The 15390-nt window shown below is 61.1% G+C and carries 14 protein-coding genes; 6 read left to right on the top strand and 8 right to left on the bottom strand.

Translation table 11 applies throughout. The features are described 5' to 3' along the window. Positions 1-45 precede the first annotated feature (45 nt). The 4 genes from AB6O04_RS08085 (at position 46) to AB6O04_RS08070 (ending at position 7079) form a co-directional block, all read left to right on the top strand. Positions 46-3306, top strand: coding sequence for an outer membrane beta-barrel protein (locus AB6O04_RS08085; protein WP_368563336.1), 3261 nt, complete (start codon positions 46-48; stop codon positions 3304-3306). A 293-nt stretch (positions 3307-3599) separates the two neighbouring features. Beyond that, complete coding sequence (locus tag AB6O04_RS08080; RefSeq protein ID WP_368563335.1) at positions 3600-4802, top strand: hypothetical protein; 1203 nt, start codon at positions 3600-3602, stop codon at positions 4800-4802. Further along, positions 4799-6445, top strand: coding sequence for an alkaline phosphatase (locus AB6O04_RS08075; RefSeq protein ID WP_368563334.1), 1647 nt, complete (start codon positions 4799-4801; stop codon positions 6443-6445). Before AB6O04_RS08080 ends, AB6O04_RS08075 begins: the two co-directional genes overlap by 4 nt. A 61-nt stretch (positions 6446-6506) precedes the next feature. Beyond that, entirely contained in the window at positions 6507-7079 is a 573-nt protein-coding gene (locus AB6O04_RS08070; RefSeq protein ID WP_368563333.1) for an alpha/beta hydrolase, read from the top strand. Between the two features lie 47 nt (positions 7080-7126). Here the strand turns inward: AB6O04_RS08070 and AB6O04_RS08065 are convergent, their stop codons facing one another. Together AB6O04_RS08065 and AB6O04_RS08060 are read right to left on the bottom strand one after the other, a co-directional pair. Continuing rightward, a complete protein-coding gene (locus AB6O04_RS08065; RefSeq protein WP_368563332.1) occupies positions 7127-7402 on the bottom strand; it encodes a hypothetical protein in 276 nt (91 codons plus the stop codon). A gap of 159 nt (positions 7403-7561) precedes the next feature. Continuing rightward, on the bottom strand, positions 7562-8215 hold the full coding sequence (locus AB6O04_RS08060) for a glutathione S-transferase family protein (protein WP_368563331.1): 654 nt from the start codon (positions 8213-8215) through the stop codon (positions 7562-7564). Between the two features lie 307 nt (positions 8216-8522). On the opposite strand from AB6O04_RS08060, the gene AB6O04_RS08055 reads away from it, so the two are divergent. Then, entirely contained in the window at positions 8523-9224 is a 702-nt protein-coding gene (locus AB6O04_RS08055) for a DUF2306 domain-containing protein (protein ID WP_368563330.1), read from the top strand. 98 nt (positions 9225-9322) lie between these two features. On the opposite strand, the gene AB6O04_RS08050 is transcribed toward AB6O04_RS08055, so the two are convergent. The 4 genes from AB6O04_RS08050 to AB6O04_RS08035 form a co-directional block, all read right to left on the bottom strand. Next, positions 9323-9637: a hypothetical protein gene (locus AB6O04_RS08050; RefSeq protein WP_368563329.1), complete on the bottom strand. Its 315-nt coding sequence runs from the start codon at positions 9635-9637 to the stop codon at positions 9323-9325. After that, complete coding sequence (locus AB6O04_RS08045; protein WP_368563328.1) at positions 9637-9924, bottom strand: hypothetical protein; 288 nt, start codon at positions 9922-9924, stop codon at positions 9637-9639. The genes AB6O04_RS08050 and AB6O04_RS08045 overlap by 1 nt, the downstream gene beginning before the upstream one ends. Positions 9925-9985: 61 nt before the next feature. Beyond that, complete coding sequence (locus AB6O04_RS08040) at positions 9986-10426, bottom strand: hypothetical protein (RefSeq protein ID WP_368563327.1); 441 nt, start codon at positions 10424-10426, stop codon at positions 9986-9988. Between the two features lie 257 nt (positions 10427-10683). After that, positions 10684-11364 carry a YitT family protein gene (locus AB6O04_RS08035; RefSeq protein ID WP_368563326.1) on the bottom strand — a complete coding sequence of 227 codons (681 nt, stop codon included), beginning with the start codon at positions 11362-11364 and terminating at the stop codon, positions 10684-10686. Positions 11365-11424: 60 nt separating this feature from the next. Here AB6O04_RS08035 and AB6O04_RS08030 point away from each other — a divergent pair, with 60 nt between their 5' ends. Beyond that, positions 11425-12876 (top strand): PLP-dependent aminotransferase family protein, encoded by a 1452-nt coding sequence (locus AB6O04_RS08030; protein WP_368563325.1) that lies wholly within the window; start codon positions 11425-11427, stop codon positions 12874-12876. Positions 12877-13264: 388 nt separating this feature from the next. Here AB6O04_RS08030 and AB6O04_RS08025 read toward each other — a convergent pair whose 3' ends face one another. Next, entirely contained in the window at positions 13265-14614 is a 1350-nt protein-coding gene (locus AB6O04_RS08025; protein WP_368563324.1) for a sensor histidine kinase, read from the bottom strand. Beyond that, positions 14611-15351, bottom strand: a complete 741-nt coding sequence (locus tag AB6O04_RS08020) for a response regulator (protein WP_368563323.1) — start codon at positions 15349-15351, stop codon at positions 14611-14613. Before AB6O04_RS08020 ends, AB6O04_RS08025 begins: the two co-directional genes overlap by 4 nt. Positions 15352-15390: the final 39 nt, after the last annotated feature.

Raw genomic sequence — 15390 nt, 5'->3', positions numbered from 1 at the left:
TTTTCAATGCCGCTCTTTCTACGCAGCTCGTTGAGAACATAGACCATGAATTCTTACAAGAAAGTCCTGTTGGCCTGCGCGATTTCCGTTGCATTGGCGTCCACGCCCCAGGCAATGGCGCAACAGCGCAAGTTCGAAGTGTCCGCGCAGCCTGCCGTCACCGCCATTCCGGAGCTCGCCCGGCAGGCGCAGCTGCAGATCATCGCGCCCGCGGGATCACTGGAAGGCATCAGCACACCGGAGATCGCCGGCGAAATGGACGCCCGCGAGGCACTGCGCACGTTGCTGGAAGGCACCGGCCTGGAAATCAAATCCGATGAGGGCAATGTCATCCTGCTGCAGAAGGTGGGCGGCGACGCCGTGCGCACGCCATCGGATCAACAGACGGGCAGTGGTGTCCTGCGTGGTCGCGTCCTTAATACCGCAACCGGCGAGTACGTGCGCAACGCGGAAATCCGTGTCGAAGGCACGCAGATCGTCGCCTACTCCGAGGATGGCGGCCATTTCCGCCTCACCGGCGTTCCCGCCGGCGAGGTTACCGTCGTGGCCAGATACACCGGCCTGCAGGAATCGAAGGCGGTCGCGAGCGTCAATGCAGGCCAGGCAACGGCGGTGGATTTTGAGTTGAAGGTGCCTTCGTACTCCGGCGGAGGTTCGAATGGCGATGCAGTCGAGATGGACATGCTGATGGTCACCGCCAAGCGCGAGGGCCAGGCCAGCGCCATCATGGAGCGCCGCGCCGCGATGAATGCGAAGAATGTGGTCGCCGCCGACAACTACGGTGCGCTCACCATGGGCGATGTCGGCGAGTTCATGAAGTCGATGCCGGGTATTTCCCTCGACTACACGGAGGTGGACGCCACCGCCGTGCGCATCGGCGGCCTGGACCCGAAGTACTCCACCTTTACCGTGGACGGCGCCCGCATGGCTACCGCCACTTCCAACAACAATAGCGGCCGCCAGAACTCCTTCGAACAGATGTCCATCACCGGCATCGAGTCGATCGAGCTCAACAATACGCTGACGGCCAGCATGGACGCCGACTCCCCAGGCGGCCAGATCAATCTGCGCAGCAAGTATGCGTTCAACCGAACTGGCCGCCAGATCGTTGCCCAGCTTGGCGCGGTCGGTACATCCGACTCCACTTTTTCGCGGAAGTATTTTCCCGACGACAAGAAGCACTCGACCATCTATCCGTCCGGCCAGTTCGGTTTCGCTGATGTGTTTATGGAAGGTCGCCTGGGTGTCGAGTTCAACACCAGCTACAACGCCAACTACGTGCAACAGGACCGCATCCAGACCGACTGGTCGTACCTCGCCGATGGCCGCGTCATGCCGTATCGCGTGATGTGGCGTCCGGGCCCGAAAATGACCAGCCGCACGGCCGCCAACCTGAGCACGGACTACCAGCTGACGGACGAACTGGTCCTCTCCCTGCGCAGCACTTATTCGTTCTACGACGTCGAGTACTTCAACCAGTACACGTTTCTTTATTTCGGTACTCCCACCCGGTCTTACGCCACGCCGGAATCCACGCCCACTCATATCGTGGTGAATCCCAACGGGACCAACACCCGCCTGAGAACGGAGTATTCGCACCGCTACGCCGGAACCCCTACCTACACCATCGCGCCGAAGCTCGAATTCAAAAGCGATACCTTGGAGGCGACGCTACGTGGCAGCTATTCCCGGTCCGAGTTCAACTTCCGCGATAACAGCGAAGGGTTCTTTCAGCGCACGGATAGTTGGCTGACCGGTATCGGTTTCACGCTTGATCGTCCGTCCGAGAGTTCGAATGCCTGGACGATCGCGCAAACCGCCGGCCGTCCCTGGGGCGACCCCACCAACTTCAATCGCGACGCGGATATCGGCAACAACGTCCGTACCTCCGAATCCGATGCCGTCAACGATCAGTACGGCGGCTATCTGGATCTGAAGAAACACCTCACCTTCCAGGAACTGCCGGTCACGCTGATGGGCGGTTTTGGTAGCCGCAAGAACGACTGGAGGACCAACGAGGGTTCCTGGCAGCAATTCCAGTACGTCGGCCCCAACCGCGACATGACCCAGCGAGACCCCGCGGCAGTCATTCCCTGGACGCAGAACTACCCGTTCGAAATCAACGGCTTCAACGCCGGCAACATGAATGACCAGAACTGGCGCGCGGACAGCCACTACGCCATGTACGACATCTACAAGGCGCATCCCGAATACTTCGTCCCCGACACCGTTGGCAACCTGAAGCGCCAGCTCAGCAACAACAAGCGCATCCAGGAGGAGATCGATGCCGCCTATATCGAGGCCCAGACGCGTGTCGGCGAAGCCCGCTTCGATCTGGGCCTACGCTATGAAAAGACCAAGACAGCCTCGCGGGTCGCGAATATCCGCCCGGTGAGCGAGGTGACCGCCGCCGGTCTCTCCGTCAATACCGTCGAGGGCCTGTTGTACCAATACAACAATGGCGCCTATTCCACCCGCACTGGCGAATACGAGGACTGGTTCCTCAGCGGCGGCATGAAGTACGACTTTAGCGAGAAGCTGGTCGGCCAACTCGCCTTCAGCGAATCCATCCTGCGTCCGGACTACGGCAATCTCGGCGGTGTTGTTTCCGTTAACGACGACACGATGATCGTTTCGGTGCCGAATCCAGAATTGAAGCCCGAGCACTCCACCAAGTACTTCGCGAGCCTGCAGTACTACCTCGAACCCTCCGGCATCATTGGCCTGTCTTACTACAAGCTCGACATGAAGGACATGCAGGTCACCGGCATCACGGTCGAGCCGGAGGATGTCGGCTTCGATCCCAACGAGTACGCCGGCTATACCTTCCGCAGCGCGCAGAACGTCCCCGGCACCAGCACCAACGAAGGCCTGACTTTCGAGTACAGCCAGCAGCTCACCTTCCTGCCGGGCGCGTTCAAGGGGCTGAGCCTTTATGGCTCGATCACCTCGATCAATCCCGATGGCGAGCGCCAGAACGTGCCTGAGCAGGTGTCGAACTGGGGACTCCGCTACAACCACGGCCGCTTCGATTTCCAGATCAACGGCAACCGGCAAGGCAAGTACCGCGTCAGCGCGTTGAGCAACACGCCCACCACCGCGAACAACGGCATCCTCTACCACACCGAACGCGAGCTATGGAATATCAGCGCCAGCTACAAGTTGACGAAGAACGTCGAACTGCAACTCGCGGGGCGCAACATCTTCAACGAGCCCGACATCATCTATTCCAATGTTCCCGGCCGTGTTCAGCAGTACACGATCTATGGCTCGATGTGGAATTTCGGGATCAAGGCGAAGTTTTGAATTGGCGTAGAGTTGGTTGATTCGATCCCCGTTGCTGCTGTTCGGCTCCGCCGCCGTGGGTCGTTCTTTTCAGACGAGATATTAGAACGCTCTTGGTCTTTCTTTTCCTTCTCCCTCCGGGAGAAGGTGCCCAAAGGGCGGATGAGGGAATGGCAACGACTCGCTAGAAGAGTTCGTTACAAGCGGACACTTCATTCCCTCATCCGTCGCTGCGCGCCACCTTCTCCCGAAGGGAGAAGGAACCTTAGGCTCGACGCCAATCGGTGGATCCCTGTTCTCGTACCGACGACACCATGACCACTTCGATTGATTCCAACCCTAGCAGTGCACAGGTTCTATTGAGTGCCTTGCGGATACTCGGCGTCCTCGTTGCCGCGGGGACGCTGCTCGTCTCCACTTCTACGGCGATAGCACAGCCCACCACCATGTCGACACCCCACCTGCCGCTCAAACAAAACGGCGGCACCTGGCCCTCCGGCCACGTGCAGGGCATAGCCGTTGACGTACGGGGCGGCTACATCTATTACTCATTCACCAACCTACTGGCGAAGTACGACTTCAGCGGCAAGCTCATTGGCACGCTGGTCGGCTGGACGGGCCACCTGGGCGATCTCGATTTCAATCCAGCCGACGGAAAGGTTTACGGCTCGCTCGAGTACAAGGAAGACAAAGCCTTCTACATCGCTGTAATCGACGTGGACCGGCTCGATCGGGTGGGCACCGAGGCGAGCAAGACGGAGATATTCCGCACCGTCTACCTTCCGGAAGTAGCCGCCGACTACGCCGCGGATATGTACGGTGACGGAAAATTCGACGGCAACCTGGCTGTTACACGGGATCACCGTTACGGCTGTTCTGGAATCGATGGCGTAGGTTTTGGCCCTGCATTCGGCCGTGTTGATGGCCCGCGCTATCTCACCGTCGCCTACGGCGTCTACAGCAACGCCGAGCGCGCCGACAACGATCATCAAGTACTTCTTCAGTACGACATCGGCGACTGGGACAAGTACGCCAAACCGCTGACCGAGGTGGATCCGCACCACAGCGGCCCAAGCACGCCGCAAGGAAAGTACTTCGTCCGTACTGGCAACACGAGCTACGGTGTGCAGAACCTTTCCTATGACGAAACGCTGCAACGCTGGTTCATGGGCGTCTATCCGGGTAAGAAAACATCTTTCCCCAACTACTCACTATTCTCGGTTGATGCACGCACTCAGCCGACGATGAGCGATCTGATCGGCGTGCCCAGCGTGGACGGTTGGGAGCAAGGCCAACTGCTCGCTCTAGCCGAGGATGGCTTGAAGGATGCCCCTACTAGCGTGCGTGGCTGGCATCAGAAAGCAGATGTGGGGTTCCAACCGGTCGGACATGGTTTGTTCTATCTCTCAATGAACTCAGGCACCAAAGGCGCGCAAACCTCCAACATCACTTTGATGCGATGGACAGGAGATGCGCAGGCGCCATTCGCTCCCGTGAAAGCAGAGGAAATTCCATGACGGTGAACATCGAACGCCGGCGGCTGGTCGTTGGCGGCACGCTTGGCTTGGGGGCACTGATGCTTCCGATAGGTCGTGGTCTTGCTGCCGAAATCCTGGCAGCCAAGGGTTTCACGCACAACGTCGCCAGTGGCGAACCAGGCCCTGATTCCATGCTGCTGTGGACGCGTTATGTACCCGCCGCGGGCGTCGATGAAGTTCGCTTGGAGGCGGAAGTTTCGCTGGACCGCGATTTCACGCGCGTGGTGTCCGGTGGAAGCATGCGCACCGGTGCGTATCGCGATTGGACGGCAAAGGTGATCGTCGACGGCCTGCAGCCCGGCACGGCTTACTGGTATCGCTTCGTTGCGCCTGATGGCGGCAAATCGCCCGTTGGCCGCACCAAGACATTGCCGGTCGGCGATGTCGATAGCTTCGGACTGGGCTTGTTTTCCTGTTCGAATCTACCGATGGGCTGGTTCAATGCGTACGCCCATGCGGCGGAGCGCGATGATCTGGATTTGTGGTTGCATGTCGGCGACTACATCTACGAATACGGCATCGCCTCATACAAGAACAACGATCTTGTCGCCGGCCGGGAGACCATGCCGGCGCATGACCGCGAGATGATCAGCCTGCTCGATTATCGCCTGCGCTTTGCCTGCTACCGGGCCGATCCGGATCTTCAGAAGCTGCACCAGATGGCGCCGATGATCGCGCTCTGGGATGACCACGAAATCACCAACGACAGTTGGGAAGGTGGCGCGGCGAATCATCAGCCAGCGACCGAAGGGGATTGGAACACTCGCCGCGCGGCCGCGATGCAGGCCTACCGCGAGTGGCTCCCCGTTTCAGAAGAGCCCTGGAAGGCGTACCACATCGGCACGCTGGCCACTCTGTACCGCACCGAGTCACGCGTGCTGGCGCGCACGCGGCCCGCATCGGCGGAATTGACCAAGGCGCACCAAGCCAGCAATCCGGACGTGGCCCTAGCCAGTTTCCGTGACGGCGCCTGGCGCGATCCGACGGCCACCATGCTCGGCTCGGAGCAGGAATCCTGGCTGGCACAGGAACTGAAGCGCAACGCGGCCGCTTCCACCTGGCAAATGGTCGGCATGGGGACGATCATCGGACGCACCTTGATGCCGGAAGAAACGCCGGGCTGGGTCCGTCCCGAAGCGGGCGAGGCCGCCGTGAACAAATTCAAGCGCGATGTGCGTGCGTCCAAGCTCGGTCTACCGATGTGGATGGATCGCTGGGATGGTTATCCGGCCGCGCGTTCGCGTCTGTTGAATGCGGCTCAACAAGCGGATGCGGACCTGGTGATGCTGTCGGGCGATAGCCACAATGCCTGGGCGTATTCGTTGGCGGAAGACGGGCGGCCCGCAGGCGTCGAATTCGCCTGTCATGCCGTGACGTCCCATGGCATCGAAGGGCAGTTGGGAAAAGACCCGAAGAATATCGCCGCCGCTTTTGTCGCCACGAATCCGGAGCTGGTCTGGGGCGACACCCGCCATCGCGGCTACATGATGATCGACGTCAGACCGCAACGCATCACCGGCGAATGGTTGTTCCTGCAGACGGTGAAGGCACGCAGCACAGCCTTGGCGGGTGTTCACCGCATGTCCGCCGAGCGCGGGCGGCGCGAGTTCTCTACCGATTAGAAGCTCACCCAGGGGGTTAGACTCGCGGGCGTGTCATCTGCACCCATTGCCGGTGAATGCCATGAACGGATCTGTGCTTGTTATCCAAGGCGGAGGGACGGGTGCTTACGCGGCGGATCGAGTGCTCGCCGATTCCCTCGAACGCGCGCTGGGCGCCGACTGGGAAGTGCAATACCCGCAGATGCCTGACGAGGAGAATTGCCCGTACCCGGAGTGGAAAGCCGAGATAGATGCGCGGCTCGTTTCGATCAAGGGCTCGGTGGCGTTGGTCGGGCATTCGATAGGCGGCTCGGTGCTGTTGAAGTACTTGTGCGACCCGCCGTCGCCGTTATCCATCCTGGGGTTGTTCGTCGTCGCCGCGCCATACTGGGGCGCGGATCCATCGTGGCGCTGGGAGGAGATGGCATTGCCCGCTGATGCCGCCGCACGGCTAGCCGGCGACTGGCCGCTCTTCCTCTATCACAGCCGCGACGACGAGATCGTTCCCTTTTCACACCTGGCGCTATACGCAGCCAAGTTACCTCGCGCCGCTGTTCGGGAGTACGACGGACGTGGCCACCAGTTCGGTGACGATCTTGCGGATGTTGCCGCGGACATCATCCGTATCTCAAACACACAGACGGCCCTGAAGTAAAAAGCCCAGCCAAAGCTGGGCTCGTGCAGGTAGAGTTTCCACCATTCTTACGGAAGGTCGCATTTCATTTTTGCGTCGACGTAGTATGGTTTTGGTACATCCGGGTTCGGGCTCGTTTTCTCGAATACCACCTCGAATGATTCGGGATCAGGCGTGCCTCCACGCTCTTTGCAAGCGGCATTCAATTTTTCCTTCACCGCGGAAATTCCGCTGTCCCGATCAGCGCCGTCCGCGCTGTTCGTCATATTGACCACTTCTGCAAACGCTTCCTGGCTCAGGCCAAGAGCGAAGCCCATCAGGGCGATCACATACAACTTCTTCATCACCTTCTCCTTTTTATGGCTGTCAGCGGTGCCTGGTGATGGTACTGCGGCGAGCAACTGCGATGCCATCGCACACCGGCGGACACTAGCGCTCACTGATCGGCTCGCCGACCAGGATGATCAGCGGATCCGTCTGCTTCCAGCCCCTATAACCAATCATCAGCCGGCTTGCGGCTTGGCGGCGTTAACCGCCAGCTGTGCGGCGAAAGCACGCTTGTATGCGGAACGCGCTTCGCCGCGGGCGACATAGGCAGCCAGCTTTGGAAACTCGTCCAGAATTCCTGACGGTCTCAGCCTCAGGAGCACCGACACCATCATCAGATCGCCCGCACTGAATGCACCATCAAGCCAGTCGGCATCACCCAGGCGAGCAGAAAGCTGGACCAGCCGATGGCGGACGCGATCTTCCACCAGGGGCAAGCGCTCCTTGCTCCATGGCTTGTCACTCTCAGCGATCCTGGTGTTGGACAAGTCCAGGATCGGCGGCTCCACGGTGTTGAGTGCGGCGAACATCCAGGTGACCGCACGCGCCCGCGCGTTGGCGTCGTCCGGCAACAAGCCTGGGTGGCGCTGGGCAAGGTGGAAGACGATCGCACCCGTTTCGAACAAGACGAGATCGCCTTCCTCGTAGGTGGGAATCTGACCGAAGGGATGCAGCGCTATGTGCGCGGGTTTCCTCATCGCACCGAACGAAACCAGGCGAACGTCGTAAGGTTGGCCCACTTCTTCAAGCGCCCAGCGGACGCGTGTATCGCGCGCCAGTCCCTTGCCGCCGTCGGGCGACCGTTCAAAGGCGGTAATGATGACGGTCATCGTGAGCCACTCCTGGTGAAAATCGGTTGCGAGGTTTTGGTGTGCTGATGTCATTGGACATTCATCACTACGACGAACAGCCGGACGCGAGTTCGACATAGGTCGGGCAAATTTGCGCATGAACGCACATCTGCAGGAGCACGGCGCTCGCGTTCGGCCGAAGCGTGCTTTATCGACAACCGAGCCCACCAAAGAAAGTGATCGACCGGATCAGCCAAGAATCAACATAGATCGGCGCGGTGGGGCCCGGTTCAATCAGATGGCCGCCCCCGTGTATCCTTGGGCCCGGCACCAGCCTGAGGCGCCTATGGGCCACGCGATCCAGGACGTTGTTTCACCTATCCGCATGCGCCTTGCTCAGCGTATTGGTTGGGCCATCGTGTGGCTTGCCCTCGCGGCGATCAGCATCAACTTCCTGCTGACCGTCCATGGCAAGTACAGCCATCTGGATCCCAGCGCCTACACCATGTTCTGGTCGCGACGCGGTTGGCTATGGACCCACCTGGGTGGCGGAGCACTGACCGTTGTCCTGGGGCCGCTCCAGTTCTTGACCCGGTGGCCGCGAGCCTTTCCGCGACTGCATCGCTGGACGGGCCGGATCTATATGGTCGGCATGCTCATTGCGTGCGCAGGCGCCACCGGGCTGATCGCTACTTCGCCTGCTCCGTTCGAAATCCGCTCGGCGTTTGCCGCCACCGCTTTGACATGGCTGACGACTGCCCTGGTGGCACTGATCGCGATTCATCGCGGGCGAGTAGCGCCGCACCGGAACTGGATGACCCGCAACTATCTCGTGACGCTCTCTCCGATCACGTTCCGGATATTGCTTCAAGCTCTGATAGCCCTGGAGTTGCCGCCGTCGCCAACAACGATCGCGATATTGCTTTGGCTGAGTTGGCTGCTTCCGCTGCTTGTCTATGAAGGGGCTTATCGCATCGTCGATCTGCTGCGCGTGTCACCCGCGCATCCCGCACGAATGGGAGCACGCTCTAGCCCGGCTTCGACATAAGGTCTCTCAGGGTGGAAGCGGCCACCTTCGATCCATCGCACAGAACGAGCTTACTTCGGCTCAAACCTCAGCGAACGACATGCATCTCGCCAGCCACTTCAATCGATCTTTTCTCCGGCACCCTGGCTGCTAACGCCCTGAAATGTGCGAATAGCACGACTGACCAGCCAGCCCGATAGATACAGTGCAATAAGCGTGAGTGATCCGATGACCGAATAGGCAACCGGCCAGGATGCGCGGCTCAGCAGCGAACCGAGTCCAAGCCAATCGAGAAAGCCAAGCTGAAGGGCCAGCGGCAACTGAAGTAGGACAAAAGAGCCCTTGGGGTCGCCGGCGGACTCCCACGACGCCCATATGCAAAGCCCAGCGAATGCCAAGTAAAAAAGGCACAAGGTGAGGCCTATCTTGCTCATTATTGAAGCGTGCCGCCATGCATCGCGAGCCCGAGCATGAATACCAGCACGCCGATGGCGCCCACCGCTATTGACCAGTGCGTGAGTCGTTTCGTGGGATGCTGTCGGTGATAGATGGGAACAGTGATCAGCGCCCAGCCGACGCCGCATACGACCAGCCCAGGTCTATCCGCGAGAATGCCAGAGCCAAAGAAAGCTCCGGCAAACAGTACACTGAAGGAAATAATCAACGCCGATGATAGCCAGTGCGCGGCTTTCAGAACTTTCGCGACGGCGGCCAGCGTCATAACTCCCCGATCTTTGATCGAGTTCACGGGAAACTGATTCGGCTTGAATGAATTGTTGCCGTCATGGCCGCGACTGACTTAGCTCTTCAAGAATGCCGGGACTCCCGTCGCCACAATCGCCGACGAGCAAAGAGACTGGACTCGAATACTGTTTTACTACGGAATAGCGGACAGCCGTAATCCGAAATCCAACATTCTCCGGGGTAAATACGACGTCGGAATAGGTACTGTAATCACCTTTGGCCTGAGCCAACGGCATGGCCGCGCGAATGAGCTCTTTGTATTTTGGCGCGGGCAACTCAAGCGTACGCTGCTGTCCATCCGGGTAAGTGCGTACGTTGCGGATAACTGCCGTATCGCAATACAGATCAGCGACGCCAGCGTCGAAGGCCTTCGCGCGAGATTGGTACTGGGCGAAGATCGATTTCACCTGAGTCTGGTCTTGAGCCGCAGCGGGAGCGGCCACAAGAAAGCACAGGAACAGAATGGTGTTGTTCGTCATGAGTTTCCAAGGGTTGACTAACGATCTGCGAAGCGATCTCAGCTTTGATGAGTTATAGGCTGCATCGCAATCCAAGACTGCCATTCTGGGAGACCAATATCCCCATCTTTCATGATGCCCGCGTCGCGCTCCCCGATTGGAGCGAGCTTATGCAGGTACAGTCAGGCAATCAAGCCGCTTGGAGCGTGCACTGCCAATGTTGGATTGGAGGGGCCAATCTGGGTCTGTCGCACAGCACGAGCGGATGTCGGCATTAATCAAGCTTCGCCCGGCAACGCGCCGCTGCTGGGCGTATCCAGTCGCACCACCAGATAACGCAGGAAGAACTGCGTCGCCGGCCCAACACCCAGGGCGAAAACCACGGTGCCAATGCCGACGGTTCCGCCCAGCGCCACGCCTACGGCAAGCACGCCGACTTCGATGATGGTGCGGACGCGCCGGATGGACCAGCCGGTCCGGCGCGCCAGTCCGGTCATCAATCCATCGCGCGGTCCGGGCCCCAGCTGGGCGCCGACGTACAGTGCCGTCGCCAATGCGCACACCAGCACGCCGCCCAGCAGGTAGGCGCATCGCACCGGCAAGCTTTCCGGCGTGTCGAGCAGCGCAAGATTGATATCCGCGAACGGTCCCAGCAGTAGCGTGTTGGCCACCGTGCCCAAGCCCGGCATTTGGCGCAGCGGAATCCAGGCCAGCAGCACGACGACCGCTACGATGATCATGACTACGCCAAAGGACAACGGCACGTGCCGCGCGACACCCAGGTGGAAGACATCCCACGGCGAGGCGCCGACGGCGCCTTCGATCATCAAGGCGATGGCCACGCCGTACAGCCACAGGCCCAACAGGAGTCGCAGCAGGCGCTCGGGCAGGCGCCCGGCTTTGAGTTGCGCCAAGGGGCCCAGATTGGCCAGCCCGGAGGAAGATATGTTCGTTTTCATGAGGCCACCATCGCGTCGATTGGCTCTTTTCCATAGAGCCAATCGTGCGATAGTGGCCTTATGAACCGGTCCATCGCCCCTGATCGCCTTGCCGCGCTCGTCAGCGGTTTCAATCGCTCGCCCGCCTACCGCGGCCTGCGGCAGGCGTTGCAGGAACTGATCGGCGATGGCCGCATTCCCATCGGCACTCGCCTGCCCAGCGAACGCGCCGTCACCGAGGCGCTCGGCGTTTCCCGCAACACCGTTACCCGCGCGTACGCGGATCTGATCGCCGCCGGATTCGCTACGGCGCGGCAAGGCGCAGGAACCTACGCGACTGTCCCGATCGACCTGCGCCGCGCACATGATCATGCGTTGCACTCGCTCGGCGCGACGGCGCCATCCGAAGGCGCGATCGATCTCAATTGCGCGGCTGGCGCGGCAACACCAGGCGTCGCCGCCGCGTACGAACGCGCCCTCGCCGCCTTGCCGTCCTACTTGGCCAGCGACGGATACCTGCCGTCGGGATTGCCAGGCTTGCAGGCGGTCATCGCCGAATCGTACGTACGACGCGGGCTGCCCACGACGCCCGGGCAGATCGTCATCACTTCCGGTGCGCTTTCGGGCATTGCCATCATTGCCCGCGCACTTTCCCGCCCGGGCGATCGCATCATGATCGAGTCGCCGGTCTACTCGAACGCTATCGAGGCTTTGCGGCTCGGTGGCGGCCGCTTGATCAGCTCGCCGCTGTCCGACTCGCTGGGTGACGAAGGCTGGGACATGGATGGCATCGAAGCCACGCTGCGGCAGACTTCGCCGCACCTCGCGTACCTGATTCCCGATTTTCAGAACCCCACGGGCCTCCTGATGAACGACGCGACGCGGGCGCGATACGCCAGCGCCCTGCGTGCGACGCGCACCGTCGCCATCATCGACGAATCATTGCAAGCGACCGGCCTGTCCGACGACCCGATGCCCGCGCCCTTCGCCGCACATGCGGCCGACGCCATCACCATCGGCAGTGCGTCGAAGATGTTCTGGGGTGGATTGCGGGTAGGTTGGATCAGGGCGCCGCGCGAACTCGTCAGCCGGATCATCGCTGCACGCGTGCAGATCGATCTGGGCAGCTCACTCTTCGATCAACTTGTGATCGCTGAACTGCTCAGCGCCGCCGACATCCTCGCGGTTCGGCGCGAACAACTGCGGCAACGCCGGGACGCGCTGGCGTTGGCCTTGGCGGAGCATCTGCCGAGTTGGCGTTTCCGGCTTCCTGGCGGCGGCCTGACGTTATGGGTGCAGTTGCCTCATGGCAGCGCAACGCGATTGGCCGCCGACGTGGAGCGCGCCGGCGTCTATCTGGCGCCAGGCCCGGTGTTCAGTGTCGAAGGCGGCTCCGATGCGCGATTGCGGATTCCGTATGCCAAGCCCGAGGAACAATTGGTGGAAGCCGTCAGACGCATCGCCGACGTGTGGTCTGAGGCCCCGCCCGGGCAGCGCAACCGCCGGGAATCCTCCAGGCTTTTGATTGCGTGAATCAAGATGGCAGACCATCTTCGCCAACGGCGGCATTGTTTAAACACGCTCATAGCTGAGCAACGCCCTTCCCGCGATCTCACCCAATGCCCACGTTCCTGCGGGTATACACATTGATCTGACAGAAATGGCTCGCGGCGGGACGCCGCTCCTACAAAGCGAGCCATCTTGCCGAATTCGCACGCACTTGTAGGAGCGCCGTCCCGGCGCGAGCTCTTCGCATTTATCGCGGCGTGACGGAAAGGCTCGCGGCGGGGACGCCGCTCCTACGGGTATGAAGCTATCTGACAGTAAGAGCTCGCGGCGAGACGCCGCTCCTACGGATATACATCGCCTGTCACCGGCCTCATTTCCATCGCAGGCCGAGCTGACAGGGACGCGTGCGAGTTCAGTCCTTTGTGCCGGCAGCGAGCTGATCGGCTGCCAACGCGACCGTGGCGCACAGTCCGCCGCCTTCGCGATTGCTCAGCCGCAACGCTCCACCCAGCGATTGCGTTAGTTGCTGCGCAATTGCCAAGCCTAGTCCGGTACCTCCGCTGCTACGGCTGCGCGAAGACTCCAGTCGATGAAACGGTTGCAGCACCGCTTCCAGCTGATCTTCGGGAATACCAGGACCTCGATCCATTATGTCGATGCACACGCGGCCATCGGCATCGATGCGCAGCGTGGCCTCGGCGCTGCCACCGTAAGCCAACGCGTTGTCGATCAGGTTCTGCACGACGCGGCGCAGAACCTGGGGATGCGTCTGCAGTGAGGCATGATCGCCCTCAATGCGTTGGACGGGCTTTCCCGTATCTTGATAATCGCCCACCACACTATCGAGGAAAGACGGCAAATCCAGCCGCACCGAAGCTCCCGTAGCGACGTTGGCGCTACGGGCGTAGTTGACGCCTTCGCGCACAAGCTGGCTGATCTGGTCTACATCGTCCATCAGGCGTGCATGCGCCGGATTTTCATCCAGGGACTCGAGCCGCAAGCGCATGCGCGTGATCGGCGTCTGCAGATCGTGCGAGATCGCGGCCAGGATTTGCATGCGCTCGGTGACGTGCGCGGACACGCGCGACTGCAAGGCATTGAGTGCACGCGCGGCCTTCGCCACCTCTGCGGGTCCTTCCTGCGACAGCGGTGGTCCCGCCTGCGCGGGATCCAGCCGTTCGGCGGCGTCCGCCAACCGTGCCAGTGGCCGCGTGACCAACCGCACCGCCAGCCACGCGCATGCCAACAGCAAGGCCACTTGGGCGGCCAGCATCCACGGCAGCCAGCGCGCGATGGGCAGCAGCGATGGCGTTACCTCAATGGTCAGCGGCTGCCCGTCGGCCAACGTCAGTTCCACTTCGTAGCGCTCGGGTGATGCGGAGACAGCACGCGGACGCAGTGGGTAGCGGTGCCGCAGCGCATCGTCGACCAGCGCCGTCACCTGTTGCGCGCGATCGCTCGCCAGCGGCGTGCCCGGTTGCGCCGGGCGCAACAGGTAGCGATAGGTGCGGCGTTCCAGCCGCGGTAACCATTGCATTCTTTCCTCGGGCGACAGGTGTTCGAGCAAGGCAACGCTTACTGGAATGTCCTGCTCCAAATTGGTGAGCATCATCGAACGCGTGGCGGTGGCGCGTTCGTAGAACAACAAGGCGAACGACAACGCGTGCGCCAGCAGCAAGCCGCCTCCCAGAATCAGAAGAACACGCGCGGCCAGCGTGCGCGGCAACAGGCTAAAACCCGATGCGCGCACCTCTGGCCTCATGCTTCTTCCCCGATCAACGTGACTGGCTGGGAGAAAACATAACCTTCGCTGCGCACCGTCTTGATATACGTTTGCTCGCGTGGGCCATCACCCAGGCGCTGCCGCAGTCGGCTGACCAGCAGATCGATGGAGCGGTCGAACACTTCCGCATCGCGTCCTTGAGTCAGGTTGAGCAGCTGATCGCGGCTCAACACACGCTGCGGATGATCGATGAATACGCGCAGCAGGCGGAACTCGGCGCCGCTGAGCGGATAGGCGGTGCCGTCCTCGTCCAGCAAATGACGCGCGGTGGTGTCCAGTTTCCATTGGCCGAAACCGATCATCCGCGACGCCTCGCTCACCTGCAGATTCGGTGGCAGCATCCGCGCGCGGCGGATGACCGCGCTGATGCGCGCCAGCAGTTCGCGTGAGGAGAATGGCTTGACCACATAATCGTCCGCACCCATTTCCAACCCAATGATGCGGTCGGTCTCGTCATCGCGGGCGGTCAGCATGACCACCGGGACCGCGCGGTGCTTGCCAGCGCGCAGGTTGCGGCACAACGACAGGCCGTCCTCGCCGGGCATCATCACGTCCAGCACGATCAGATCGATGTCGCTCGTGTCCAGCGCCGCACGCATCTCGCGCCCGTCCGCGGCCAGCGTGACACGCAAGCCGTTGCGGAGCAGGTAGTCGCCGACCATCTGGCGGATATCGCGATCGTCGTCGACGACAAGGATGTGATCGGTGTGGGACATCATGGTTCTCCGGTGCTTGGATCATGCGGACCGACTTGG

It is taken from the genome of Pseudoxanthomonas sp. UTMC 1351 (assembly GCF_040948865.1).
Taxonomy (GTDB): Bacteria; Pseudomonadota; Gammaproteobacteria; order Xanthomonadales; family Xanthomonadaceae; genus Pseudoxanthomonas_A.
Note: the sequence above shows the minus strand (reverse complement) of the source record. Positions and strands in the feature narration are given on the sequence as shown.

What these genes read in the sequence shown, in the direction of transcription:
- AB6O04_RS08075 (WP_368563334.1), top strand. Translation starts at nt 4,799, where the DNA reads ATGACGGTGAACATCGAACGCCGGCGGCTGGTCGTTGGCGGCACGCTT.
- AB6O04_RS08050 (WP_368563329.1), bottom strand. Translation starts at nt 9,637, where the DNA reads ATGAGCAAGATAGGCCTCACCTTGTGCCTTTTTTACTTGGCATTCGCT.
- AB6O04_RS08080 (WP_368563335.1), top strand. Translation starts at nt 3,600, where the DNA reads ATGACCACTTCGATTGATTCCAACCCTAGCAGTGCACAGGTTCTATTG.
- AB6O04_RS08025 (WP_368563324.1), bottom strand. Translation starts at nt 14,614, where the DNA reads ATGAGGCCAGAGGTGCGCGCATCGGGTTTTAGCCTGTTGCCGCGCACG.
- AB6O04_RS08045 (WP_368563328.1), bottom strand. Translation starts at nt 9,924, where the DNA reads ATGACGCTGGCCGCCGTCGCGAAAGTTCTGAAAGCCGCGCACTGGCTA.
- AB6O04_RS08065 (WP_368563332.1), bottom strand. Translation starts at nt 7,402, where the DNA reads ATGAAGAAGTTGTATGTGATCGCCCTGATGGGCTTCGCTCTTGGCCTG.
- AB6O04_RS08085 (WP_368563336.1), top strand. Translation starts at nt 46, where the DNA reads ATGAATTCTTACAAGAAAGTCCTGTTGGCCTGCGCGATTTCCGTTGCA.
- AB6O04_RS08020 (WP_368563323.1), bottom strand. Translation starts at nt 15,351, where the DNA reads ATGTCCCACACCGATCACATCCTTGTCGTCGACGACGATCGCGATATC.
- AB6O04_RS08070 (WP_368563333.1), top strand. Translation starts at nt 6,507, where the DNA reads ATGAACGGATCTGTGCTTGTTATCCAAGGCGGAGGGACGGGTGCTTAC.
- AB6O04_RS08035 (WP_368563326.1), bottom strand. Translation starts at nt 11,364, where the DNA reads ATGAAAACGAACATATCTTCCTCCGGGCTGGCCAATCTGGGCCCCTTG.
- AB6O04_RS08055 (WP_368563330.1), top strand. Translation starts at nt 8,523, where the DNA reads ATGGGCCACGCGATCCAGGACGTTGTTTCACCTATCCGCATGCGCCTT.
- AB6O04_RS08040 (WP_368563327.1), bottom strand. Translation starts at nt 10,426, where the DNA reads ATGACGAACAACACCATTCTGTTCCTGTGCTTTCTTGTGGCCGCTCCC.
- AB6O04_RS08030 (WP_368563325.1), top strand. Translation starts at nt 11,425, where the DNA reads ATGAACCGGTCCATCGCCCCTGATCGCCTTGCCGCGCTCGTCAGCGGT.
- AB6O04_RS08060 (WP_368563331.1), bottom strand. Translation starts at nt 8,215, where the DNA reads ATGACCGTCATCATTACCGCCTTTGAACGGTCGCCCGACGGCGGCAAG.